This is a genomic window from Achromobacter sp., from assembly GCF_032102605.1.
GTDB lineage: Bacteria > Pseudomonadota > Gammaproteobacteria > Burkholderiales > Burkholderiaceae_B > Achromobacter.
The window spans coordinates 824539-849243 of sequence record NZ_DAMDGT010000001.1; the positions used below are offsets into that span (position 1 = coordinate 824539).

Below are 24705 nucleotides of genomic sequence, written 5' to 3' on the forward strand. Positions count from 1 at the left end.
CTCCGATCAGCCTTCGTGGGCGTTGAACATGGTCTTGGCGTAGACGATGCCAAGGCCGTAGGCGCCGCCGAACTTCTTGGCGATGCCGGTGGTCATGTCATAGGTGTCCGTGCGGGCCCAGTCGCGCTGCATTTCCAGCAGGTACTGCAGTGCCGTGATCGGCTGGCCGCCAGCTTGCACGATACGCTCGACAGCGCGGTTGTGGGCTTCCGCCGACACGTCGCCGCAAGCGTCGGTGATCACATAGACTTCAAAGCCCTGATCCAGCGCCGACAGGGCCGGGCCGACGATGCACACGCTGGTCCACAGGCCGGCCAGCACGATGCGCTTCTTGCCGATCTCATTGACCTGCTTGATGACGGCGGCGTCTTCCCAGGTGTTCATGGACGTGCGGTCCAGCAGCGCCTGGCCGGGGAAGGGCGAGGTGACTTCCTCGAACATCGGGCCGGAGAAGCTCTTTTCGGCAACGGTGGTCAGGATGGTGGACGCGCCGAAGCCGGCGGCGGCGTGGGCGACCAGCGCGGCGTTGTTGCGCAGCGTGACGGCGTCGATGGAATGGGTGGCGAACGCCATCTGCGACTGGAAGTCGATCATGATGAGCGTGTGGTCTTTGGGCGACAGCAGCTTGGCGCCGGGGGTGGGGGTCGCGGTAATAGGCATGGATGGCTCCTTCGGATGCCGTGGTGAGGGACCCCGGCAATGTGCCAGCCGGCAGAAGGGCCGTATTGAACGATAGTCCGCCGGTTTGAAGATTGTGATTGCGCTGCCAGCGAGCCTTGGGTGCGATGACCGGGAATCAGGGATAGACGGTATCGCCAGCGTTCCGCCGCTCGGTTAGGCTGCCATGTCCGGGGAGAAACTGCCATGCGCGGTTCCCCTTTCGCGTAGCGCAAACCGGTAGCCGCGGAGAACCGCCATGGGCCTGGCCTTTCAACACGAACTGCACGATGACTTCGGCACGCGGCCGGTCGCCTACATGCCCTATGGCGGGGCCGATCTGGGCGAAATTTTGGCGGTGGGCCGGGAAGTGGGGGACGGGGACGATGCGGCGTTCCTGCAGGCCTGGCTGGCCGCTGGCGACCGGATTGCCGGGCAAGCCGAAGACGCGCAGCGACTCGGCCTGCGAACCAGCGCGCGCGAAGGCTTTCTTCGGGCAAGCGCGTTCTATGCCACGGCCTATCGCCCGCTCTATGGCGTCCCGACGGATCCGCGCCTGGTGGCCGCTTTCCGCAAGCAGATGGCGGCGTTCGACCGGGGCCTGGCGTTGTCGGCGTTGCCCATCGAGCCGCTGCGCATTCCCTTCCAGGGCGCAACCATGCCTGCCTACCTGATTCCCGCCGAAGGGCGCGAGTTCGAGGTGCGGCCGCTCATCATCTTTACCAACGGCTATGACGCCACCGTGACGGACATGTATTTCGCCAGCGCCGTGGCCGCCTCCCGGCGGGGCTATCACGCGCTGATCTTCGATGGTCCGGGCCAGGGCGGCATGCTGTACGAGCAAGGCGTGACCCTGCGTCCTGACTGGGAGACCGTGGTCGGTGCCGTCGTCGACCATGCCGTCCAGCTACCCACGGTTGATCCGGCCCGCATTGCACTAAGCGGCTGGAGCCTGGGCGGCCACCTGGCGCCCCGGGCCGCGTCGGGCGAACATCGCCTTGCGGCCTGCATCGCCGACCCTGGCCAATGGAGCATGGCGGGGCTGTTCCGTCCCCTGGCAATAAAGCTGGGCGCGACGCCCGAGGCAGCGGCCAATCTGGGCGAACTGGAGCCGCCCGTGCTGGAACGCTTCTCGCAGTTCCTGCTGTCCAGCCCCGCGTTCACGTGGAAAATCGTGCAGCGCGGCTTCTGGGTGCATGGGGTCGACAATCTGCGCGACTACCTGCGCGCGATCGAACTCTTCACGATGGACGGCCGGGCGGACGCGATTGCCTGCCCCACGCTGATGACGCTGGCCGAGAACGACCCGCTGGCGGCCGGCACCCAGCAGTTCTTCGACCGGCTGCGCTGCCCCAAGGCGCTGCTGCGCTTTTCCGCGGCGGAAGGGGCGGGGGACCATTGCGAATCGGCCAACCGGTCGCTGTTGAACCGCCGGGTGTTGGACTGGCTGGATGGGGTGCTGTAGACCGCGACAGGGGCCTGCGCGCCGCGCTGCCTATAATTGCGGCGATCCCCGCTTTTTTTGACGGCAGCCTTGCCGTGCCTCATGTCCACCTTGCCTTTGCGCGTGCTGTCGGTCATTCCGCCGATGACGCAGCTGAACACCCCTTATCCGTCCACCGCCTACCTCACGGGCTTCCTGCGTTCGCGCCAGGTACCGTCCTTTCAGGAGGACCTGGCGCTGGCCCTGGTGCTGCGCCTGTTGTCCGCCGACGGCCTGCAGGCCGTGGCGCAGCGGGTGGACGCGCTGCCGCTTGAAAAGCACACCCCCGCCATCCAAGCCTTCGTGGCGATGCAGCCGCGGTATCTGGCCACGATCGGGCCGGTGATCGCATTCCTGCAAGGCCGCGATTCCACGCTGGCGCACCGGATCGTCGGGCGCAATTTCCTGCCGGAAGGCCCGCGATTCAGTTCGCTGGACGTCTATATGGACGAGGACGGCGGCGATCCGCTGGGCTGGGCGTTCGGCGCGCTGGGCCTGCAGGATCGGGCCAAGCATCTGGCCACGCTGTATCTGAACGACCTGGCCGACGTGCTGCGCGACGCGATCGACCCTCGATTTGAATTCGTGCGCTACGCCGAGTCGCTGGCGGGCAGCCAGCCCACCTTCGATCCGCTGGCGCAGGCCCTGGCGGCGCCGCTAAATCTGGTGGACGAGACCCTGCACGATTTGACGATGGAAGCGCTGGCGCGGCACACGCCGACGATGGTGCTGCTGTCGGTGCCGTTTCCCGGCGCGGTGTACGCGGCCTTCCGGATCGCCCAGGCCATCAAGGCGCATGACCCCTCCATCGTCACGGTGCTGGGCGGCGGCTTCGTCAATACCGAACTGCGCGAACTGAAAGACCCGCGCGTGTTCGATTATTTCGACTATGTCTCGCTGGACGCCGGCGAGCGTCCCTTGCTGGCCCTGTTGGAGCACGTGCAGGGCAAGCGCTCGCGTCAGCGTCTGGTGCGCACCTTCGTGCGCGACGGCGAAACCGGGCAGGTGCGCTACATCAATCTGGTCGAGCCCGACGTGGCGTTTGCGGAAGTTGGCACGCCGACGTGGGACGGCCTGCCGCTGGATCGCTATCTGTCGCTGCTGGACATGCTGAATCCCATGAACCGGCTCTGGAGCGACGGCCGCTGGAACAAGCTGACCGTGGCGCATGGCTGCTACTGGAAAAAGTGCAGTTTCTGCGACGTGGGGCTGGACTACATCGGCCGCTACGAAGGCGCGTCGGCAGAGGTGCTGGCGGACCGCATCGAGTCCATCGTGCGCGAGACCGGCCAGACGGGTTTCCACTTCGTCGACGAGGCCGCGCCGCCCAAGGCGCTGAAGGCGCTTGCCACCGAACTGATCGAGCGCAACGCCGGCATTTCGTGGTGGGGCAACATCCGCTTCGAAAAGACCTTCAGCCCCGAATTGTGCGAATTGCTGGCCGACAGCGGCTGCATCGCGGTGTCGGGCGGACTGGAAGTCGCGTCGGACCGGCTGCTGAACCTGATGAAGAAGGGCGTGTCGATCGACCAGGTGGCCCGCGTGACCCGCGCTTTTACGGACGCGGGCGTGCTGGTGCATGCCTACCTGATGTACGGCTTTCCGACGCAGACGGTGCAGGACACCGTGGATGCGCTGGAATACGTGCGCCAGCTTTTCGAGAACGACTGCATCCAGAGCGGATTCTTTCACCGCTTCGCCTGTACGGTGCATTCGCCGGTGGGGCAGAACCCGGACGAATACGGCATTACGCTGAAGCCGTTGCCCGATGTCACGTTCGCCAAGAACGACGTGGGCTTCCATGACCCCACGGGCGTGGATCACGATGCGCTGGGCCGCGGGCTGAAGAAGGCCATCTACAACTTCATGCACGGCATCGGCCTGGATGAGGACGTGCGAACCTGGTTCCCGTTCAAAGTGCCGCGCACGACGGTGTCGCGAAACCGGATTGCGCGCGCGCTCAGCGCGCGCGGCTGATCTTCTTCGCGTCGCGCTACAGCACGAAGCCGCCATCCGCGGTCAGGCTGGCGCCGGTGATGTAGCCGGCGTCGGCGCCCGCAAGAAAGGCCGCAAGGCCGGCGATTTCGCGGGACTGGCCCATGCGCCCAAGCGGAATCCGGGGGATGAGATGCTCCGTCCACTCCGCCGTCAGGTCGGTCTGTATGGGGCCAGGTTGAATGTTGTTGATGGTGATGCCGCGCGGGGCCAGGTCCAGGGCTGCGCCGCTGACCAGCGTGGCGACCGCCGCCTTGGTCATGGCGTACACGCTGCTGCCCGGCGAGCCCGTCCTGATGGCCGTGTTGCTGCCGATGGTGATGATCCGCCCGCCGTCGCGCATGTTGGCGGCGGCGGCCTGGACTGCCAGGAACACGCCGCGCACGTTTACCGCCAGCATCTGGTCCAGTTCCTCCAGCGCGACTGCGCCCAGCGGGTTGGCCCGGTAGATGCCTGCGTTGACGACCGCCACGCTCAGAAGGCCGAATCGCTGCACTGCCGTGTCGACGGCGCGCGTGATGGCGCTTGGGTCGGCGCTGTCGGCTTCGATGGCCAGCGCGCGTCCGCCGGCCGCTTCGATCGAAGCGACAACCTCGTTCGCGCTGTCCGCGCGGTTGGCGTAGGTCAAGGCCACTGCGTGGCCTTCCTGCGCCAGTCTTGTGGCAATGGCGGCGCCGATGCCGCGGGATCCGCCGAAGACGAGCGCGGCGGGAGAGTCGTGGGTAGCGATGTCTTGCATGATGTGCACCAGGTTGAGAAGGTGCATGCATCATCACGCCGGACCCGTTATGCGCGCACGCGCATTTTCGTGTCGCACTCTATGCGGCGCGCGGGATTGATACACGCTGGTACCAATGCCCGCCGCCCGGGGGTCGCCGCCGTTGATTTTCGGACCGACGACCCGGCTCGTCAGGACGCCGGCGTGGCCTCGGGCGCGGCGGACAGCACCGGTTCGGCCGCCTCGGCGCCCGGCACCGCATTCGTCAGGTCCTCGGTCATCTCGTGATCCAGCGCGCCCTGGATCAGGTCGTCGGTCACGCGCAGCTCCACGCCCGCTGGCGACATCTGCGCGGCTGCGGCAAATGGCGCCACGGGGGAGGGCGCCGGACGTTCGTTGCGGCGCCAGACGAAGAATGACACCAGTCCCAGGTTGAGCAGGGCGAAGCACCAGAAGAGGCCGGCCGCGCCGAATTTCGCCATCACCGACGAAATCGCCAGGGGGCTCAGCGCGGACCCCAGCGAATTGATCAGCAGGAGCCCCTGGATCATGCGCACCAGCGCATCGGCCGGCGCGCGGTCGGCGGCGTGGCTGACGGCCACCGGATAGATGGCGAACACGCCGCCGCCCAGCAGGAACAGCAGTGGCATCAACAGCGACGAGCCGGGCGGCAGCGCCAGGATCAACAGGCTGAGCACCGCGCAGAACACGGCAAGCGCGATCAGCACCACCTGACGGTCGCGCAAGTCGGACCAGCGTCCCACCGGATACTGCAGCACCATGGCGCCCAGGATGACGGCGCCCATCATTTTGCCCACCTGCGCGACGTCCAGGCCGATGCGCTGCAGGTACAGCGGCAACAACGTATAGATTGCCGCGATGGCCGCGCCGGATCCGAAGCAGCCCATCACGCCGGTGGGCGTCATGCGCGCCAGATGGTGCGGCAGCAGCGGTTCCACGCGCTCGACCAGGGGCGTCACGCGCGGAATGATCACCATGGGCAGCACCGAAAGCGACGCCAGCAGCCCGGCCACCATGAACGGGGCCATATCGCCCATCCGGGTGATGGCGCCCAGTTCGACCTGGCCCAGCATGCCCGAGCCGTACAGGGCGATCATGTACAGCGCCAGCAGGCGCCCGCGCATCTTGGGGTCGCCGGCCAGCAGCAGCCAGCTTTCAACCACCAGGAAGACGCCGACGCTGGCCCAGCCGTTGACCAGGCGCAGCACGAACCACGCTTCGCGGCTGAAGATCAGGCCTTGCAGCAGCACCGTGACGGCGATGAGCGAGGCGAAGCTGCTGTAGGCGCGGATGTGGCCGATGCGCAGGATCAGGCGGTCATTGAAGATGGCGCCCAGCGTCAGGCCGATGAAATACGACGAGGAAATGATGCCGATGACGGTGGCCGATTCTCCGGCCGCGTCCAGCTGCAAAGTCGTAAGGGAAGAAATGAAAGCGTTGCCGATGCAGACAACGAACAAGCCAAGAAGGGGCCCGAGCACCAGGCCCAACAACTGCCGAGACATGAAATCCTCGATTTCCAGAACAGCAAAAGCATCCGGTGCGACCGGACAAACGATCAATGGGGGGAGGGGGAATGCGTCATGGTTCGCCTGGCTTGGGGGCAATGCCATGCGCTTGGGCGCGGGCCGGCTGCGCGCGGGCGCGGCGGACGGCGGGAATCCGGCGCGGATTGTAGCGCCGTTTTCCGGGCGCCCTGGGCGACCCCGCGGCGCTTCGGGCTGGCTCGATCCGTCCCCTTCAGGCGGCTTGATCGACCCGCCGCATGCCAGCGCCGCGGCTTGCCAGAACGGCGCGAACCGTTCAGCATCGCGCCCCATGCGACCTTTGACCGAACTCATCAACGAAACCGACCCAGCCTTGCCCCTGGTCCGTGGCGGACGACGCGGCGGGCGGCTTTTTCGCCCTGAACGGCGGAGCGCTGGGCGACGACCCGGGCATGATGTATTACCGGTCCCCGGACAGCCTGGAATGGGAACCGCTGGACCTGGGTTATTCGGCCTTCCTGCAGGCGATGCTGGGCGGTCAGATACAGGACTTCTACGCGTCGCTGCGTTGGCCGGATTGGCGCGCCGACATGCGGGCGTTGGGCCCGGATCAGTGTTTTTCGTTCTATCCGTTCCTGTGGACGCAGGAAGGATCGGCCGCGACGAGCTCGCGCAAGGCGGTGGACGTCGCGGAACACTATGCCCTGACCGCAGGAAACGCGACCGCCGCGTAGATCCGGCCGGCTGTTACGTCAGCGCCATGCCCCCGTCCACAGCCAGGTTGGCGCCCGTGACGAAGCTGCTTTCGTCGCTGGCCAGGAACAGCGCGGCGCTCGCCAGTTCGTTGGGCCGGCCCATGCGGGCAAGCGGAATGGCGGCGGCCATGGCCGCGTCCAGGCCGGCCCGCGCCTCGGACGCCAGCCCCAGCTTTTCCAGTATCGGCGTGTCGAAGGGGCCCGGGCTGATCACGTTCACGCGAATGCGCCGGCCCTTCAATTCCAACGCCCAGCTTCGGGCGAAGGCTTCGACCGCCGCCTTGCTGGCCGCGTAGACGGCATGGCCTTCCAGCACCTTTGCGCTGGCGATGGAGCTGACCAGGATGATCGACCCGCCGTCATTCATGATGGGCAGCGCCTTCGTCACGCCGAAGAAAACGCCGCGCGCGTTGGTGGAAAATTGACGGTCGTAGCGCTCGACGGATACCTGGCTGGACGGTTCCAGCAGGGCGACGCCCGCATTGGCCATGTAGACATCCAGGCGCCCAAAGCGCTGGGTGATCTCGCTGATGACACGGTCGTGCGTGTCCAGGTCCGCCACGTCGCCCGTGATGCCGACGGCATCGTGGCCGACGGCCTGCAAGGCGGCGTCGACCGCGTCCTGCCGCCTGCCCACGATGACGACCTGCGCGCCCGCCTGCGCGAATGCGATGGCGCTGGCCAGGCCCAGCCCGCTGTTGCCGCCCGTGACGAGGGCGACTTTGCCCGATAGTGAAGACATGATGTTCTCCGGAACGATTAGGAAAACCCACTTTATCTATTCCGTTTAGCGTTAAATAGATGGGCAAGTTCCAATCACTTATTCCTGGATGTCAAAGATGGACGTGCTGCCTCATGCATCGGCATTGATCGCCTTCGCCACCACGGTCGAGGCCGGCTCCTTCAGCGCCGCCGGCCGGATCCTGGGATCCTCGCCCTCTGCCGTATCCAAGGCGATCGCGCGCCTGGAACAGCGCTTCGGGATCCGGCTGTTCCAGCGGTCCACGCGCGTGCTGTCGCTAACTCGCGAGGGCGCGGCCTACTACGAACGCATCGCGCCGCTGCTGCGCGCGCTGGGCGACGCCAGCGAGGTCATGCAGCCCGAGGCCACGGCGAAGGGCAGGTTGCGCATCACGGCGCCGGGCGACCTGGGTCGGCTGTTGATGGAGCCCATCGTGAGCCGCTTCATGCCGGCGCACCCCGAGCTGAAGCTGGAAATGAGCCTCGCCGACCGCCACGTCGACCTGATCCGCGAGGGCTTCGACCTGGCCATCCGCGCCGGCCGCGCCGCAGATTCGGAACTGAACGTGCGACAGCTGGTGCAGCTTCCGCTGGTTCTGGTGGCGTCGCCCGCCTACCTGGAGCGGCACGGCATGCCGCGCAGCATCGAAGACCTGTCGCGCCATGCCCATGCAAGATACATGCTGGCGGGCCGCGCATTCCCCATCACCTTTGCCTCGGGGCAGATCGTGGAGCCCGCAGGCGTCTTCGACACGGATGACGGATCGGCGCTGCGGACCGCGGCGCTGGGCGGATTGGGCATCATCCAGATCCTCCGGCTGGCCGTGCGCGAGGATATCGCGTCCGGACGCCTTGTCGTGCTGCTGCCGGACGCGGAATTGCCCCGAGTGCCGGTTTCCGTGCTGCACGCGTTCGGCCGCCAGGCGCCGGTCCGGGCAAGGCTCTTCATCGATTTCCTGGCGGAGGCGCTGAAGGCGCTGGGTTAGCAGGGCGGCAGCGGCTTTTTTTTCGCGGGGGGGGCGCCACGGCGATGGCGCTCGGCGCTGCGGCCACTCCCACCTTGATCCATCGCAAACCGGACACACGTTTCCCTGTAACGCTGTCATGTTAATCATATTTCGTTTAACATAAGCGACTATCATTCTCATTCGCGTTAGTCATGAGGGGTAGAGAAGTGTCCGGGGAAAGAGGTTTTTCTATTGACTCGCGGGCGGGGCGCATTGCGCCGTGCCTTGCGCTGACCATGTTGTTGCCGCTGCCAGCGGCCTGGGCGCAAGGGGCGCCGCAGGCAACCACGCTGCAGCCCGTCACCGTGACCGCCGGTTCGGTGAATGACGGCGAACTGCCGCCGGTTTACGCGGGCGGCCAGGTGGCCGAGGGCGCGCGGCTGGGCCTGATGGGCAATCAGTCCGTGATGGATACGCCGTTCAATGTCACGAGCTACACGTCCGAACTCATCCAGAACCAGCAGGCCCGCACGCTGGCCGACGTGATGGCGAACGATCCTTCGGTGCGTTTCACCACGTCAAGCGGCCACGCTTACGAGAACTTCCGCATTCGCGGTTTCGACGTCAACCAGAACGACGTGGCCATCAACGGCATGTACGGCCTGGCGCCGATGGGACGCACGCCGCTCGAATTCGTCGAGCGGGTAGAGGTCCTGAAGGGGCCCAACTCGCTGTTCAGCGGCATGGCGCCCAGCGGCGCGGTGGGCGGGACGGTGAACCTGGTGTCGAAGCGCGCGACCGATACGCCCAACGCGACCTTCGGCGTGAACTGGCAGTCCGATGGCCAGTTGGGCACGACCATAGACGCTGGCCGTCGCTACGGCGCCAACAATGAATGGGGCGCGCGCGTCAACGGATCGTTCAGCGATGGCGCCACCACGCTGGACGGCCAGTCGCGCAAGCGGGAATTCTTCTCCGCTGGCCTGGATTACCGCGGCAGCGCACTGACGGCGTCGATCGACGCCTACCATAGCCAGGAATCGTTCACGGGCGGCACGCCGGCCATGTTCTGGTTCGCCAGCCCCGTCGTGCCCGTCGCCCCCGATCCCCGCATCAACCAGTTCAGCACCGGCTACGGCAACATACAAAGCAACGCCGTGCTCGGCCAGGCCGAATACCGGTTCAATGACCACGTATCGGCCTTCGCGGGCGTGGGTTGGCGGGACAGCGACCAATCCGGTCTTATCAATGGCACGCATGCCCGGCAGATCGACGCCAACGGCAATTTCTCCGGGCAGATCGTCGGCCAGCGCGCCTACACGGACGCCATGACGGCCGAAGGCGGCCTGCGCTCGCGATTCAAGACCGGCAGCGTGGGGCACGAACTCGTGCTGCAAGCGTCCATCCTGAAGCTCGAAGACGGTTCGGCCACGGGGCCGGCCTCGGTGTTCAGATCCAATATCTATGACCCGATCACGCCGGTGATGCCCCCGGTGCCCGGCAGCGCGCCCAAGACCAGCGAGAACACGCTGTCCAGCCTGGCGCTCGTCGACACCATGTCGTTCCTGGACGATAGGCTGCTGCTGACCGCCGGCTTGCGCAACCAGCGCGTGAAGACCAGCAACTTCGACAAGACGGGCAAGACGACGTCGCGCTACGACGAAGACGCGGTGACGCCCGCCGTGGCCATCGTGGTCAAGCCGTGGGGGCCGGACCTGTCGTTCTACGCGAACTACGTCGAGAGCCTGAGCAAGGGCGACAGCGTCAGCGACACCACCGCGACCAACTTCGGCCAGGTCTTTGCGCCGTACAAGACCAAGCAGAAGGAGCTGGGCGTCAAGTGGAACGCCGGCACCTTCACCAACACGTTGGCGCTCTTCGAAATTGAAAAGCCCATGTTGGTGACCGAAGGCTCGACGTCGAACCCGACATACGCGGACGGCGGCGAAAAGCGCGTGCGCGGCGTGGAATGGAATACGTTCGGCGAAATCACGCAAGGCGTGCGCGTGCTGGGCGGCGTGACCTACACGCAGGGCACGCAGGTCAAGACCTCGTACAACCGCTACAACGGCAACACCGCCGTCGGCGCGCCGCGCTGGCAGGTGAACACGGGGCTGGAGTGGGACACTCCGTGGGTGCCCGGCCTGACGTTGTCCGGCCGCATTCAGGCAACCTCCAGCCAGTATGCGGACTCGGCCAACAAAATAGAGATCCCCGGGTGGGGCCAGGTGGACCTGGGCGCGCGCTACGCCACGCAGGTCAACGGCCGCGACGTGGTGCTGCGGCTGAACGTCAACAACGTGTTCAACAAGTACTACTACGCCGGCGTCTTCAGCGACACCACCCCGATCGCGACCCTGGGGCCGGCCCGCAGCGTCATGTTGGGCGCCAACATCAGCTTCTGATCGGCAAGGCCCGCCGCTCCCGGTGATTCCCGATCCGGGAGCGGCGCGGGCCTGACACCCTGATTATCGAGATGGCAATGCAAGTCCTGATCCTCTCAAGCCTGGTTGCCTTGTTCCTGGGCTGTTTCTGCATCTATCGCGCTTCGCCCAACCAGCGTTGGGGGCGCGCGTCCTGGCCCGTCGCGCCCGCGCGCATCGCGGGCGTCGCACTGCTGGCGCTGGGCGGCTGGGGCTGCCTGCAAGGCTACACCCCGGTGGCCGCGGTGTTCGTGTTCGGCACGGCGCTGATGCTGTTCTTCTGCCTCATTCCGTACATCGGCGTGCTGCGGCAGCTTCGCCGGGGAGAGGCCCATGACGCCCGCTAAGCCCGCGCCGATCCGTCGTGACTGGATCTCCAAGACCCTGGCCGGGGCTCTCCTCGGGTTTGCCATCGCCGTGGGATGCAGCGCGGCGCTGGCGGCCGTCACGGCAGGCGTGCCGCTGGCGACGCGTTCGCAGCTTGCGATGTGGCTGGTGCCGCCCGTGTGGCTGGGCATTCTTTCCACCGTGTATTTCTTCGGCAGCGGCCTGCGCGCCTGGGGCTGGCTGGGCGGAGCATGCCTCGCGCTCTATGGCGGACTATTCGCCGCCGGGGCGCTCCAAGGGGGGCCGTGATCATGCGCGCCGACTACATCCGCATCTATAAATCGGTCCATACCTGGACGGGCATCCTGACCGGCATGGCGCTTTTCATCGCCTTTTATGCCGGCGCGCTGACCGTGTTCAAGGAGCCGATCGCCCGCTGGGCCTCGCCGCAGCACGCCGTCGCCATGACGCCGCTGGAATCCGCCCCGGATCTGATCGCCAGGACGCTGGCGACGCGGCCCGACGTGGCCAAGGGATTCACCATCCACCTGCAGGACGCGGAACACGTGCCGGCACGCATGGGATGGGAAGTGCGCGATCCGCACGCCAACGATCACGACGAATCGTCCGTGCGGCATTACGTGGCGCGGCTGGACGCGGACGGCGGGGTGCAGATCGAACAAGCCCAGCCCAGCGGGCTGGGCAACTTCATCGACGTGCTGCATCGCGTGGTCGGGCTGCCCGTGGACAGCGACCCGAACCGCTGGTTCATGGGCGTCGTGGCGTCCTTGTACGCCATTGCGCTGGTGTCCGGCGTGATCGTCCTGCTGCCTTCGCTCGTCAAGGATTTCTTCGCGCTGCGCGTGGGCAAGAACCTGAAAAGGATGTGGCTGGACGCGCACAACGTGGTGGGCATCATTTCGCTGCCGTTTCACATCGTCATGGCGCTCAGTTCGGTCGTCTTCGCTTTTCACGACGGCATCTACGACCTGCAGGACAGGCTGATGTACGAAGGCAAGCTGGAATCGGTGTTCCAGCGGGCCGGCGGACCGGCGGCGGACGCCGCGCCGCGCGACCCGTCGGCCATGCTGCCGCCGGACGAGCTGCTGGCGCGAGCGCGCAGCCTCGCGCCGTCGTTCGAACCGATTGCGCTGCAATACACGCAGGTGACGGCGCCGCGCGCCATCGTGCGCATCTGGGGCAAGGACCCGGCCGCAATCTCGCCGCGTGCCCGCGGCGGTTTCGTGGCAATCGATCCGTACAGTGGCAAGGTGCTCAGCACCGACTACATGCCGGGCCGGCAGGACGCCGCCAACCTGTGGGTCAGCAGTTTCTTCGCGCTGCACATGGCGTCCTTCGGCGGTGTGGCGGTGCAGTGGCTTTACTTCGTGCTGGGACTGGCCGGCGCGTGGCTTTTCTACAGCGGAAACCTGCTGTGGATCGAAACGCGCCGCAAGCGCGCGGATCGGCGCACGGGAGAACTGCCGGCGCAGCGGCTGGATACGAGGCTGATGGCGTCGGCGACCGTCGGCGTGTGCCTGGGCAGCGTATGCGGCATCTCGCTGATGATGATCGCCGCCAAAGCGCTGAGCGGCCGCGTCGCGGACCTGGACGCCTGGCTCAAGGGCGTGTACTACGCGGCGTTCTTTGCAGGCATCGCGTGGTCGTTCCTGCGCGGCGGCGCGGCGGCGGGCGTGCATCTGCTGTGGCTGGCCGCGGCGTTGACGCTGGCCATTCCGGCCACATCGGCGCTGGGGGCGCTGTTCCCCGCGACGGGACTGTGGGCGCATGCGTCGCCCGCCACGCTTGGCGTGGATGCGACCGCACTGGCGGCGGGACTGGGCTTTGCCTGGATGGCGGTCGCGGCGCGTCGCCGGCTGGCCCGCGGCGATGCGGACAGCGTGTGGGCGCCCCGGACGCTCGCATCCGGGGCGTAGACGCCAACGTCAGAATCGGTACCGCATGTCCAGGCGTTCGCCGCCTGGCGCCGTCCGCCCACCCAATAAAAAAGGCGGCCGGTGCCGCCTGCCGAATCAATTCACGACGTAGTTCTTCATCTCGGCTTCTCCTGCCCACTTGCGCAGGGCCGAGATGAATTCCGGGCATACGTTCCCGTCGACGCTCGTGTCCGTGATGACGCTGTCCTGCATGCGCATCAGGACCTTGCATTCGTAGACGCGGGTGCGGTTGGCGTAATGGCCGGTGGTGTTCGTCTGGAACACCGGCGTGGCGGCCGTGGTGTTGGTGGCGGGGATCATTCCCACTACCTGTTGGCTGGATCCGGTGACGACCCACTCCGTATAAGGAGCCGACTGGAAGTCGGACCACTCAAGCTCCATGGTGTTGCCGATGGACCGCTTCCTGGACGGTTCGCCCAGCGCCGCAATGGCGTCGTTGATGCTGCGGCCTTCCATGTTCTTGGCCACGTTCACGCTGGGCGAAAACGAGATCCCCGATTTGAAGACCTGGCTCAGCGACGGCATCGTGGAACTGCCGCCGGTGGGCATCGGCGCGCAGCCGGGCAGGGCGAGCGCGACGAAAGCGCAGGCCGAGATCAGGAGGGGCCCGCGGCAGTGGTGGGTTGGCTGTTGCGACGTCATGGTGAGCTGTCCAGGTTCCGTGACTGGTCGGTCGTCGCCCATGCGGGATGCAGGACCCGGCCGCTATTGTTTCTGTTCGTGACACGCGTCGGCATTGAGCCGCGACCCATGTCGGGCGTTGCACGGCCCTGCCGCTGACGCCCCGCTTAACAAAGTGCGACATTTTTACCGATAAAGGGGGCCGGAGTCCCCTTAGACAAGTGTGAAATTTGTTACTTAATATGCCGGCCGCAGGGTGGCATAGAGGGACGGAACGAGGGACCCCTGGGCTAACATCGTCCCGCCAAAATCCTCCACGCCGATCTCCCACGATGATGACTGCCCGATTCCTTCCGATGGTCCGCGCCGCATTCGCCGCTGTTGCCCTGATCGCGGGCCTGGCGTCCCCGACAGCCCACGCCGCCGAACAGCTTTTCGGCGGCTTCGCCACCGACGGCAAGCATTCCAAGATGTATTGGGCGGCGCCAGAGATGAACCGCAAGGAGGCCGAGGCCGAGGCCCTGGCGGAATGCCGCAAAGCAGGCGGCAAGGACTGCAAGGTGCTGAGCTGGTTCTCCGACAGTTGCATGGTCTATGCGCGCAATTCGGTCCAGGACCTTTTCCCGGGCAACAGTGTCTCGCCGGAAATGGCCGCCAAGAAGGCGATACGCCGTTGCACGGCCGGCAGCCCCGACGGGAAATGCCGCCTGACGACCATGCCGCTGTGCGTGGGCCCTGGCTACAGCGCGGCGGACTTGCAGGCGGCCGCCAGGGCGCGGCCCGCCGATCTGGAGGCCTTGTCCGCCCGGATGAATCAGCGCGAGTACTGGGGCGCCATTGCTGAAAGCGACGCGGGCGATCTGCTCTATGCGGATGGCTACCCGAACGAAAAGGACGCGTTGTCGAAGCTGCTGGAATGGGAAGACTGCAAGGGCTGCCGGAAGGTGCTGACCTATACCGATAGCTGCGTCGGATTGGCCTGGGCAAAAGGCAACAAGGGCCGAGGCAACAGCTTCACGGCGCTCAACACCGATCCCAAGACGGCCCGCGACGAATCCCGTTCAGCGTGCACGGCGAAGACGGGCAACCCCGCCTGCGTGGCCATGGTGCGTTGCTCGGGACGCGCCTACATCGACGGCTACGCCGGCGAAGACGAAAAGGCGAACTAGGTTCGGCGACGCCGCCGGTCGTTTTCGGAAGCGACGTCGGAAGGTAACCGGGTGGGGCGCCGTGGCCATGTACGTTGAAATGCCGCGCGCGCTCCATTCACGATGCACGGTGCCGGAATGGCTAGCGGATCAGTCACGCCACGTCACGCATATGCAAATGAGCCCCCGTCTTTAGGGCTTCCGGCAATGTAGAAGCAATTACAACCTCTTTGTCTGGTTGTACCTGCGCATCCTAGAATTTGCCCTGTTCCATTGCTGGCGGCAGGGCATGTCCACACTACTCTCGATCGAATCGGTACAGCTTCCATTTTTGTCGCATCGGCACGATGCTGTCCGCGATTTCTACTTGCGGGTCATCGGACTGGAAGAGGTGCCCAACGCCGACGGTGAGCGGCTGCGTTTCGCCTTGGGCGATGCGACGCTGTCGTTGTCGCCAGTTCTTGAGATCAGCCGGGAGGTCCGGCCGGATTACCTGGCCATCAAGGCCGGCGCCTATGACGCCATCCTGTCGCGGCTTGTCGGCGCGGGCCATCACCCGGTATGTTCGCTGCCCCAGGTGCAGCCGCGCGTCATGTACGTGAAAGACCCGTCCGGCAATCAGCTGGCCATCCTGGACTGAGGCGCGCAAGATGAACTTCCAGCAGCTGCGATCCGTGCGCGAAGCCGTGCGCCGCGACTTCAACCTGACCGACGTTTCCGAAAGCCTGCACACCTCGCAGCCCGGCGTGAGCCGCCAGATACGCGAGCTGGAAGAGGAGGTGGGCGTGGACATCTTCGTGCGATCCGGCAAGCGGCTGATCGGCCTGACGCCGCCGGGCGAGCTGATCCTGCCGCTGGTGGAGCAGATTCTTCAGTGCGCCGACAACATCCGTCATGCGGGCGCGGAATACGCGGACAGCCGGACAGGCGTGCTGTCGATCGCGGCGACGCATTCGCAGGCGCGCTATGCCTTGCCGCCCGTCATCAAGGAATTCCGCCAGCGCTATCCCGACGTGGTGCTGCACCTGCACCAGGGTTCGCCCAAGCAGGTATCGGAAATGCTGCTGGAAGGCGAGGCCGACATCGGCGTGGCCACAGAAGCCGTGGCCGACTATCCGGGCCTGGTGAACCTGCCGTGCTACCGCTGGAGCCACAGCATCATCGTGCCGCGCGGCCATCCGCTGGAGCGCCAGCACGATGGCGTCACGTTGTCGCAGCTATCGCGCTTTCCCATCATCACCTATGGCCGCGGCTATACGGGCCGCGCGCATATCGACGAGGCCTTCGCGCGGGCGGGGATTACGCCCGATATCGTCATGACCGCGATGGACGCGGACGTGATCAAGACCTATGTCGAGCTGGAGCTGGGCGTGGGCATCGTGGCCGCGGTCGCCTGGGACGCCGAGCGGGACGGCCGGCTGTGCGCCATCGATGCGCGGCACCTGTTCGAAATCAACCTGACGCGGCTGGCCATCCGTCGAGGCGCCTGGCTGCGCGGCTACGCCTTCCATTTTGTCGAGATGTTCGTGCCGACCCTGACGCGCGAGGTGGTGGAGCGCGAGCTCAAAGGCGAGGCCTGAACGTCCTGCGCCCCGTGCGCACCGGCCCAAAAAAAAAGGAAGGCAATGTGCCTTCCTTTTTCACGTGCAGGCAAGGGATCAGCCCTTGATGAACGCCAGCAGGTCCGCGTTGATCACGTCCGCGTGGGTCGAGAGCATGCCGTGCGGGAAGCCCGGGTACACCTTCAGCGTGCCGTTCTTCAGCAGCTTGACCGACAGGCGCGAGGAATCGTCGATCGGCACGATCTGGTCGTCGTCGCCATGCAGCACCAGCGTGGGCACGGAAATGGCCTTCAGGTCTTCGGTCTGGTCGGTCTCGGAGAAGGCCTTGATGCCCTCGTAGTGCGCCTTGGCGCTGCCGATCATGCCCTGGCGCCACCAGTTGTCGATCACGCCCTGCGAGACCTTGGCGTCGGGCCGGTTGAACCCGTAGAAGGGGCCGGCGGCCACGTCCAGGAAGAATTGCGCGCGGTTGTCGGCCAGGGCCTTGCGGAAGCCGTCGAACACTTCGATCGGTGTGCCGCCCGGGTTGGCCTCGGTCTTGACCATCAGGGGAGGGACGGCGCTGACCAGCACGGCCTTGGCGACGCGGCCCTGCGGCTCGCCATGGCGGGCGACGTAGCGGGTGACTTCGCCGCCGCCGGTCGAGTGGCCGATGTGCACGGCGTTGCGAAGGTCCAGGTGTTGGGCCAACGCCGCGGCATCGGCCGCGTAATGGTCCATGTCGTGGCCATCGCTGACCTGGCTGGAGCGGCCATGGCCCCGGCGGTCGTGGGCGATGACACGGTAGCCCTGGGCCAGGAAGAACAGCATCTGCGTGTCCCAGTCATCGCTGGACAGGGGCCAGCCATGGTGGAAGACGATGGGTTGGGCCGTCTTGGGGCCCCAGTCCTTGTAGAAGATGTCGACGCCGTCGGGGGTGGTGATGAAGCTCATGGTCAGTTGCTCCGGGGTGGGTTGGACCGCAGCGATAGACTAGGGCCTAATGCGTCGCGGCGACATCCTACGGTGGGCTTGGCGCGTCATACAAAGGTATAGGCGCTTGCCGGCGGCGGATGTGGCCGATGCGCCACCATCCGCTTATCCCGATGGATGCCCATGCTCCAGGGCATCGGCGACGCACCGGGCGATGGCCTCGCCGTCGACGGGCTTGTCCAGGTAGGCGCAGGCGCCCAGCGCCAGCAGCCGCTGGCGCGCCGCCTCGGTGGGAAACGCCGTCATGAAGATCAGCGGGATGCGGCGCCCCGCGGCGATGAGCGCGCCCTGAAGCTGATCGCCCGTCATCGGCGCCATCTGGACGTCGGTGATCATGCAGTCGGGCTCGCCGATATCCTGGTCATGCAGGAACTCGGGCGCGGAGCCATAGGTGCGGACTTCATAGCCCAGCGAACGCAACAGGCTGGACAGCGACAATCTGACCCCATCGTCGTCGTCGACGACCGCGATAGTGGGAGTGTGGTTCATGTAAGAGAATCCTTCGGGCCGGGCGGATCACGATGCGCATCCGAAGCTCGGCACTGTTCCTTATGAACCTTTGCGACTGCCAGGAAAATCATACAGAGGTTTGTCCTGTGCCCCGATCAAGGCGCGGAAATCCCCAGCGCCTCGGCGTGGCGCACCAGATCGGCCAGCGACCGCACGCCCATTTTCCGCATGACGTGGCCGCGGTGGATCTTGACGGTGATCTCGCTCAGGCCGATCAGGCCCGCGACCTGCTTGTTCATCAGCCCGGACACCACGTGCGCCATGACCTCGCGTTCGCGCGGGGTCAGGGTGTCGTAGCGGGCGCGCAGGCCGCCCATCGCGGCATCGCGGGAACGCCGCTGCGTGTCGCGTTCGATGGCGGCGGACACGGCGTCCAGCATGTCCTGTTCGCGGAAGGGCTTGGACAGGAAGTCCACCGCGCCGGCTTTCATGGCGCGCACGGTCATGGGGATGTCGCCGTGGCCGGTGATGAACACGATGGGCAGGTCGATGCCATGCCTGGCGAGCTGGTCCTGGAAGTCCAGGCCGCTGATGCCCGGCAGGCGCACGTCCAGGACGATGCAGCCGGGCGCGTCGGGGATGGCTGTTTGAAGCAGCTCGGCGGGTGATGCGCACAACGTGGTGCGCAGCCCGATCGACCGGAACAGGCTGTCCAGAGAGGCCCGGACGCTGGCCTCGTCGTCGACGACGATGACCTGGGATTGGGCGGCCGCGGGCGCGGCGGTCGTGGCGGTGCGTTGGTTCATGTGGAAGGAATTCCCTGCGTGGCGGCGAGGGTCAGCCTGAAGGCTGCGCCGGCTCCAGGCGTGTTGTGGACGGTGAGGGCGCCGCCATGGGCTTGCGCCGTGGTCCGGCAGATGGGCAGCCCCATGCCCATGCCTTGCGGCTTGGTCGTGAAGAAGGGGTCGAACAGGCGTTCGACGTCTTCGGGCGCAATTCCGGGACCGGTGTCGCGCACCGTGACGGCGATCATGCCGGGGGCATCGGACGCGGCGTTTTCGGACGCGGCGCCTTCGTGGCTGGCGCTTGCCCGCTCGGCGCTGACCGAAAGCCGGCGCGGCCGCGTCTGGCCGGCCATGGCCTGGCTGGCGTTGACCATCAGGTTCACCAGCACCTGCTGGAGCTGGATGCGGTCGCCCATGATGGGCGGCAGCCCCGGTTCGATGTCGACCTGCAGCGCCACGCGCTCGCGGGTCAGTTCGTGGGCCACCAGGCGGGTCGCCTCTTCGATGACGGTCGCGATGTCCAGCACGGCCTGCTGCACCGGCGCCTTGCTCAGGAATGCGCGGATGCGTTTGACGATCTCGCTGGCGCGTCGGCCCTCGGAGATGATGCGTTCCATGGCCAGTCCGACCTCGTGCAGGTCGGGCTGCGGACGGCGCAGCCACCGCATGCCGGCGTCGCCGCTGGTGACGACTGCCATGAGCGGCTGGTTGACCTCGTGCGCGATCGAGGCGGTGAGTTCGCCCAGCGTCGCCACGCGCGCGGCGTGCGCCAGTTCGGCCTGGGCCAGCAGCAGCGCGTCCTGGGCCTCTTTGCGGTCGGTGTTGTCCACCACGAAGACCAGCACGGACCCCGCGACATCGTCGGCGGACGGGAAGGTGATGGTGAACAGCACCGGCACGCGGCTGCCGTCCGGGCGCACGATTTCGGTTTCGCCTTCGTGGAAGGCGTCGCCCTGCACGAAAGCCAGCAGCGAGCGCGCGTACATGCGGTCGTCGTCGCAGAGGATATCGTCGACGGAATCCATGCCCTCCGCCGCATGCCGCCGGCCGACCATGGCCAGGAACGCGGGGTTCACGTCGTCGACCTTCGCGAGCCGTCGGGCGTGATCGATGAATTCCGGATGGCGCGCCAGATGGGCGGCAAGGGCAGGGCCATTCATCAGCCCCATTGCCGACAATTCTGCGCGGACGGCGCGCCAGTCTTCCTGGATCACGCCAATGCGGCTCGCGTCGAACATGCGCCGGTAGCGTCGTTCACTGCTGACCAGCGCCGCGTAGGCTGCCTTGCGGTCCGTGACGTCCCGGTGCGTTTCCATGACGCCGGCCACTCGACCGTGATGGTCGCGCTGAAGGACCCAGCGGCTTTCCAGGACGAGGGTGGCGCCCGCCCGAGTCTGTTGTTCGAGCGTGCCGTCCCAGCTACCGGTCGCCAGGAGCTCGGCCTCGATGGCGTCGCGGCGATCGGGGTAGCGCGTGTGCAGCAGGTCGTCCGCGATGCGTCCGATCGCCGCGCGCGCCGGCCACCCATAGGCGTCTTCGGCGGTCCGGTTCCAGAAGGTGATGACGCCCTGGTGGTCGCGCACGAAGATCATGTCGTGCGACAGGTTGAGCAGCCGGGCCTGCGAGGCCAGCTTGCGGGTGGCGCTCTGGTTCTGCAGCGCCAGCAGCGCGGCGATGCCGATGGCCGCCAGGCTGACCAGCGCGCGGGCGGTGGGAGAGCCCACGTGATTCAGCCCGTGCGAATCCAGGTACGCCGCGATCGTGAGCACGATGCCGGCGGTGGCTGCGACGATGATGTCCGCGCGCCGCGAGGTCCGCGCCGCCAGCAGCACGACCACCACATACAGCACCGCCACGGCGCCGTCGAAACTGGTGAAGGTGTCCACCATGAAGATGGCCAGCGCAAGCAGCAGCGCGGCCAGGCGGAACACCAGCTGCATTCGGCGCGCGTTTGGTGCTTGCGGCGCATGGGCGTGTTCTTGCTCGGGCGGCTGGTGCGGGGCGCGGCCGATTGAAGACGTGAGCAGGATCCACCTCCGGTTAGGGGCGCGCCGCAACACTTGGACGCCGGGCGCGACGAGACCCGCACATTATCAGGCATCCACGTTGAAAGAAAACACCCGTATCCCCGGAATAAACCTACGTATGACGCCAGGAAACGATGAGCCGATTCTGCGCGCGGGGCGCCGTCGCTATTCTGGTTTGCATCGGGAATCGATGCCCGACTCGCCAAGCCAACCCAGGAGAAATTCCATGAACGACCAGTCGCTTCAAACCCGCATGACCGCACCGCTGCGCACGCCCTCGGATCTAGGCGCCGAGGCCAGAGTCGACATCGCTGCCGCGCTGACGACCTTGCTGGCGGACATGTTCGCGTTGTACCTGAAGACCAAGAATTTCCATTGGCATGTTTCGGGTCCGCACTTCCGCGACTACCACCTGATGCTGGACGAGCAGGGCGCCGAGATCTACGCGACCACCGACGCCATCGCCGAACGCGCGCGCAAGATCGGCGGCACCACGCTGCGCTCCATCGGCCACATCCGTCGGCTTCAGCGCCTGCTGGACAACGACGCAGACTATGTGACGCCCGAGGACATGCTGGCCGAGCTGGCTGACGACAACCGGCGCCTGACGGGGTTCCTGCGCGCCACGCACGTCGTCTGCGACAGCCATAACGACGTCGCCACGACCAGCCTGATCGAAAACTGGATCGACGAAGCCGAGCGCCGCACCTGGTTCCTGTTCGAATCCACCCGCGCGGAACGCTAAGCCTTCCGGCCCGCGGCCGCGTATCGCCCGACCGCGTTTCATCTTTGCGCTGCATGGCGCTATCCGGAGATGTTCCCATGTCACATGACTATCCCGCGGCTGCATTGCCCGCCGGCGCGGCCGCGCCCCTGTTTGCCTTGCCGGCGACGCCGGACCAGACGGTCAGGCTCGAGGAACTGCGGGGCCGACCGCTGATCCTGGCGTTCTATCCCGCCGACTGGAGCCCGGTCTGCGGCGACCAGATGGCGCTGTACAACGAGATCCTTCCGGAATTCCACAAGGCGGGCGCGCAGCTCGTCGGCATCTCGGTGGACGGCGTGTGGTGCCACGCGGCATTCGCCGCGGATCGCAAACTGCACTTCCCGCTGCTGGCGGACTTCGAGCCCAAAGGCGAAGTGGCCCGGCGCTACGGCGTGTACCGCGAGCACGAAGGCATTGCCGACCGTGCCCTGTTCGTCATCGATGCGGATGGCGTCATCCGATGGAGCTATGTGTCGCCGCTGGGCATCAACCCCGGCGCGGACGGCATTCTCGATGCGCTCGACGCGCTTGCCCCCGTTGCAATCCAAGGAGTCCAGTCATGAGCCGTCTCTTCATTCCCGTTAATGCGCAGGACCACGCCGAAGGGTCGGACAGCGCGCCCGTCACCTGGGTGGAATATGGCGACTACCAGTGTCCGTATTGCGGGCAGGCCTATCCCGTGCTGAAGGCGGTGCAGCGCGCGCTGGGGGAACGCCTGCGCTTCGTCTTCCGCAACTTCCCCATTTCGGAACTGCATCCGGACGCGGTCCGCGCGGCCGAATTCGCGGAAGCCGCCGCCCAGGTCGGCAAGTTCTGGGTTGCCCATGATTTGCTGTACGAGCGCCAGGACGCGCTGGCGGAGTCAGACCTGCTGGCGTACGGCCAGGAAATCGGCCTGTCCTCGCAGATGCTGCGCCGCGCTTTTGACGGCGCGTTCGACGCCAAGATCGAGGTCGATTTCAGCGGCGGCGTGCGAAGCGGGGTCAACGGCACGCCTTCGCTGTTCATCAACGGCCAGCGATACGACGGAGCCCGCGATGTCGACAGCCTCGTCGAGGCGCTGAGCCGGGCGGCGCGTGGCGCGGCGGTCCACGCCTGAGACGGCCGATGGCGGCGACGGGGGTTCGCTCCTGGCGCCGTGCCCTTAAGTCTGCGCTTTTTCTGCCGTTACATTTGTCATACGAATGGGTTGGCCCGGGCAATCCTTGCCCACCGCCCCACAAGGAAGAGACGCCATGACATCCATTGCCTCGACGGGCGCCGTCACGACGATCGGCGTGCCGCCGGCCGCAACCGGCGTGATCCGCGCCGGCGCCAAGACCGACGCCGACGTCGTTCCCGCCTCCACGACGGTCACGCTCGGGCAAAGCGGGCCCAACGCGCTGACCTATACGTCCCAGCCCGCGGCGACCGCGGTCGCCGGCGTGGTGTGGGAACGGGACGCCGTCGATTCCGTGTCCACGGCCATCGCAAACGCGATTACCGCACGCACGGCCGCAGGCCGGCTGGAGGGCGTGGCGTCGGCGCTGCTGGCCCGATTCAAGACGGACGGGTCCAATTATTCGCAGTCCGCGACGTTCTCGTCTGGCGCCGGGGCGGTCGACGGCCTGGCGGAAGCGCTGCCAACCAGCCTGCCCGGGCAGGCCGAGGACGCCTACACACTGAACATCACGACCGCCAGCGGCGTGAAAGTTGCCGTGACGCTGGGCAATGGCGCGGACGGCATGGCCGTGCAGATCGAAGTGACCGACGGCGAATTGAACGAGTCCGAGCGCAACGCCATCGCGGGATTGTCCAAGGCGTTCCAGGATGCGGTCGATGGCCTGGCCTCGGTGCCGCCGCGCATGGCGCTGGCCAGCCTGGCCAAGTTCGATACCGCCGTGCTGTCGTCGGTGTCGATGCAGGCGACGTCCACCGCCAATGGCGTGATCAATCAGAGCGTCGAATTCTCGGCCGACAGCAAGCAGCGGTCGCTGACCATCAAGAACGCCGACGGCGTGGTGAAGGTCAATGTCGACGTGAGCAAGGCTGCGCTGATGGGCAACGCGCAGCAGCGCGCCGCGGCGGTGGCCGATTACCTGCAGCAGTTCGAGGCCGCGCGCAGTCGGGGCCGAGGCGACGAGGCGTTGATGTCGACGTTCAAGGACGCGTTCGCCGAATTGCACCAAAGCTACGAGTCCGGCGCCGCGCCGTCCAGCCAAGCCCCGCGCATCGTGGCGGCCGGCTACACGTACCGCAGTCTGCTGTCGGGCGTGGCGGACTTCTCGGCGTCGGTCTCGCAGACCATGGACGCCAGCAATCCGTACAAGCCCGGCGAAGTCGACCAGTTCACCTACCAGGTCTCGCAGAGCAGCAGCGTCAGCGGACGGCCGCTGTTCGACCTGGGCGTCAAGCAGGAGCAGCGCGCCAATCTGGCCGCCAGCTTCCACACCGCGCTGACGCCGCAGCAGAAGCTGGACCTGTCCAACGACAAGGATTCGCAGAACTACAAGTTCTACCAGATCAAGGACGAGGTCATCAGCCAGACCGGCATCCGCTACGAGCAAGGCTTCCTGGCCGAGGCGACCCTCACGCATTCCCGCAACCTTTCCATGCGGGTGCAGACGTACGTGAAGGGCGAGGTGATCGAGGAGGCCTTGATTCCGGTGCTGGAGACCAAGACCCGCGACCTGCTGTCGCTGGTGCGCGCCGCGGATCTGGAACCGACCGAGGCCGAGCGCCTGCAGCGGCGTGATCCGGCTGCGGCGGACGCGATGCTGCTTGGCAAGCACCTGGCGCTGGCGCGGGCCGTTGCGCGAGAGCGCCAGGACTGATGGCGCGCAGCGGCTGGTCAATCGGCCACGTCTGGCGCGAGCGTCGGCG

Annotated in this window: 24 protein-coding genes; 15 read left to right on the plus strand and 9 right to left on the minus strand. The window is 66.4% G+C overall.

Annotation, left to right across the window (positions count from 1 at the left end; translation table 11 throughout):
• Nucleotides 1-6: 6 nt before the first annotated feature.
• On the minus strand, nucleotides 7-660 hold the full coding sequence (locus tag RT614_RS03890; protein ID WP_313620408.1) for a hydrolase: 654 nt from the start codon (nucleotides 658-660) through the stop codon (nucleotides 7-9).
• A gap of 256 nt (nucleotides 661-916) precedes the next feature.
• Between RT614_RS03890 and RT614_RS03895 the strand changes: the two genes are divergently transcribed.
• On the plus strand, nucleotides 917-2122 hold the full coding sequence (locus tag RT614_RS03895) for an alpha/beta hydrolase family protein (protein WP_313620409.1): 1206 nt from the start codon (nucleotides 917-919) through the stop codon (nucleotides 2120-2122).
• 81 nt (nucleotides 2123-2203) lie between these two features.
• Complete coding sequence (locus RT614_RS03900) at nucleotides 2204-4117, plus strand: B12-binding domain-containing radical SAM protein (RefSeq protein ID WP_313620410.1); 1914 nt, start codon at nucleotides 2204-2206, stop codon at nucleotides 4115-4117.
• Between the two features lie 16 nt (nucleotides 4118-4133).
• Here the strand turns inward: RT614_RS03900 and RT614_RS03905 are convergent, their stop codons facing one another.
• Both RT614_RS03905 and RT614_RS03910 read right to left on the minus strand, forming a co-directional pair.
• A complete protein-coding gene (locus tag RT614_RS03905) occupies nucleotides 4134-4901 on the minus strand; it encodes an SDR family oxidoreductase (RefSeq protein ID WP_313620411.1) in 768 nt (255 codons plus the stop codon).
• A 143-nt stretch (nucleotides 4902-5044) separates the two neighbouring features.
• Nucleotides 5045-6379 (minus strand): MFS transporter, encoded by a 1335-nt coding sequence (locus RT614_RS03910; RefSeq protein ID WP_313620412.1) that lies wholly within the window; start codon nucleotides 6377-6379, stop codon nucleotides 5045-5047.
• Between the two features lie 368 nt (nucleotides 6380-6747).
• Here RT614_RS03910 and RT614_RS03915 point away from each other — a divergent pair, with 368 nt between their 5' ends.
• Nucleotides 6748-7095 (plus strand): DUF2625 family protein, encoded by a 348-nt coding sequence (locus RT614_RS03915; RefSeq protein WP_313620413.1) that lies wholly within the window; start codon nucleotides 6748-6750, stop codon nucleotides 7093-7095.
• A gap of 13 nt (nucleotides 7096-7108) precedes the next feature.
• Here RT614_RS03915 and RT614_RS03920 read toward each other — a convergent pair whose 3' ends face one another.
• Nucleotides 7109-7858 (minus strand): glucose 1-dehydrogenase, encoded by a 750-nt coding sequence (locus RT614_RS03920; protein WP_313620414.1) that lies wholly within the window; start codon nucleotides 7856-7858, stop codon nucleotides 7109-7111.
• 97 nt (nucleotides 7859-7955) lie between these two features.
• Here RT614_RS03920 and RT614_RS03925 point away from each other — a divergent pair, with 97 nt between their 5' ends.
• From RT614_RS03925 to RT614_RS03945, 5 genes are all read left to right on the plus strand, one after another.
• The gene (locus RT614_RS03925; RefSeq protein ID WP_313620415.1) at nucleotides 7956-8843 is read left to right on the plus strand and encodes a LysR family transcriptional regulator; all 888 of its coding nucleotides are present in this window, start codon (nucleotides 7956-7958) and stop codon (nucleotides 8841-8843) included.
• A 257-nt stretch (nucleotides 8844-9100) separates the two neighbouring features.
• Entirely contained in the window at nucleotides 9101-11209 is a 2109-nt protein-coding gene (locus tag RT614_RS03930; RefSeq protein WP_313620417.1) for a TonB-dependent siderophore receptor, read from the plus strand.
• 77 nt (nucleotides 11210-11286) lie between these two features.
• A complete protein-coding gene (locus RT614_RS03935; RefSeq protein WP_313620418.1) occupies nucleotides 11287-11574 on the plus strand; it encodes a hypothetical protein in 288 nt (95 codons plus the stop codon).
• Complete coding sequence (locus RT614_RS03940; RefSeq protein ID WP_313620420.1) at nucleotides 11561-11863, plus strand: hypothetical protein; 303 nt, start codon at nucleotides 11561-11563, stop codon at nucleotides 11861-11863. The genes RT614_RS03935 and RT614_RS03940 overlap by 14 nt, the downstream gene beginning before the upstream one ends.
• Before the next feature lie 2 nt (nucleotides 11864-11865).
• Nucleotides 11866-13491 (plus strand): PepSY-associated TM helix domain-containing protein, encoded by a 1626-nt coding sequence (locus RT614_RS03945; protein WP_313620421.1) that lies wholly within the window; start codon nucleotides 11866-11868, stop codon nucleotides 13489-13491.
• 96 nt (nucleotides 13492-13587) lie between these two features.
• Here RT614_RS03945 and RT614_RS03950 read toward each other — a convergent pair whose 3' ends face one another.
• Nucleotides 13588-14154, minus strand: coding sequence for a hypothetical protein (locus tag RT614_RS03950; protein ID WP_313620423.1), 567 nt, complete (start codon nucleotides 14152-14154; stop codon nucleotides 13588-13590).
• 311 nt (nucleotides 14155-14465) lie between these two features.
• Here RT614_RS03950 and RT614_RS03955 point away from each other — a divergent pair, with 311 nt between their 5' ends.
• From RT614_RS03955 to RT614_RS03965, 3 genes are all read left to right on the plus strand, one after another.
• Nucleotides 14466-15302, plus strand: a complete 837-nt coding sequence (locus tag RT614_RS03955; RefSeq protein ID WP_313620424.1) for a DUF4189 domain-containing protein — start codon at nucleotides 14466-14468, stop codon at nucleotides 15300-15302.
• 268 nt (nucleotides 15303-15570) lie between these two features.
• Nucleotides 15571-15921 (plus strand): VOC family protein, encoded by a 351-nt coding sequence (locus RT614_RS03960; protein ID WP_313620425.1) that lies wholly within the window; start codon nucleotides 15571-15573, stop codon nucleotides 15919-15921.
• A 10-nt stretch (nucleotides 15922-15931) separates the two neighbouring features.
• Nucleotides 15932-16861: a CysB family HTH-type transcriptional regulator gene (locus RT614_RS03965; RefSeq protein WP_313620426.1), complete on the plus strand. Its 930-nt coding sequence runs from the start codon at nucleotides 15932-15934 to the stop codon at nucleotides 16859-16861.
• A gap of 78 nt (nucleotides 16862-16939) precedes the next feature.
• Here RT614_RS03965 and RT614_RS03970 read toward each other — a convergent pair whose 3' ends face one another.
• The 4 genes from RT614_RS03970 to RT614_RS03985 all read right to left on the minus strand — a co-directional run bounded on the left by RT614_RS03970 (nucleotide 16940) and on the right by RT614_RS03985 (nucleotide 20990).
• A complete protein-coding gene (locus RT614_RS03970) occupies nucleotides 16940-17776 on the minus strand; it encodes an alpha/beta hydrolase (RefSeq protein WP_313620428.1) in 837 nt (278 codons plus the stop codon).
• 144 nt (nucleotides 17777-17920) lie between these two features.
• Entirely contained in the window at nucleotides 17921-18304 is a 384-nt protein-coding gene (locus RT614_RS03975) for a response regulator transcription factor (RefSeq protein ID WP_313620430.1), read from the minus strand.
• A 116-nt stretch (nucleotides 18305-18420) separates the two neighbouring features.
• On the minus strand, nucleotides 18421-19071 hold the full coding sequence (locus tag RT614_RS03980) for a response regulator transcription factor (RefSeq protein ID WP_313620432.1): 651 nt from the start codon (nucleotides 19069-19071) through the stop codon (nucleotides 18421-18423).
• A complete protein-coding gene (locus RT614_RS03985; protein ID WP_313620434.1) occupies nucleotides 19068-20990 on the minus strand; it encodes an ATP-binding protein in 1923 nt (640 codons plus the stop codon). The genes RT614_RS03980 and RT614_RS03985 overlap by 4 nt, the downstream gene beginning before the upstream one ends.
• 313 nt (nucleotides 20991-21303) lie before the next feature.
• Here RT614_RS03985 and RT614_RS03990 point away from each other — a divergent pair, with 313 nt between their 5' ends.
• From RT614_RS03990 to RT614_RS04005, 4 genes are all read left to right on the plus strand, one after another.
• On the plus strand, nucleotides 21304-21822 hold the full coding sequence (locus tag RT614_RS03990) for a DNA starvation/stationary phase protection protein (protein WP_313620435.1): 519 nt from the start codon (nucleotides 21304-21306) through the stop codon (nucleotides 21820-21822).
• Nucleotides 21823-21899: 77 nt separating this feature from the next.
• Entirely contained in the window at nucleotides 21900-22406 is a 507-nt protein-coding gene (locus RT614_RS03995; protein WP_313620436.1) for a redoxin domain-containing protein, read from the plus strand.
• Nucleotides 22403-22942 carry a DsbA family protein gene (locus tag RT614_RS04000; protein WP_313620437.1) on the plus strand — a complete coding sequence of 180 codons (540 nt, stop codon included), beginning with the start codon at nucleotides 22403-22405 and terminating at the stop codon, nucleotides 22940-22942. Before RT614_RS03995 ends, RT614_RS04000 begins: the two co-directional genes overlap by 4 nt.
• A 136-nt stretch (nucleotides 22943-23078) precedes the next feature.
• Nucleotides 23079-24656 carry a hypothetical protein gene (locus tag RT614_RS04005; protein WP_313620438.1) on the plus strand — a complete coding sequence of 526 codons (1578 nt, stop codon included), beginning with the start codon at nucleotides 23079-23081 and terminating at the stop codon, nucleotides 24654-24656.
• Nucleotides 24657-24705: the final 49 nt, after the last annotated feature.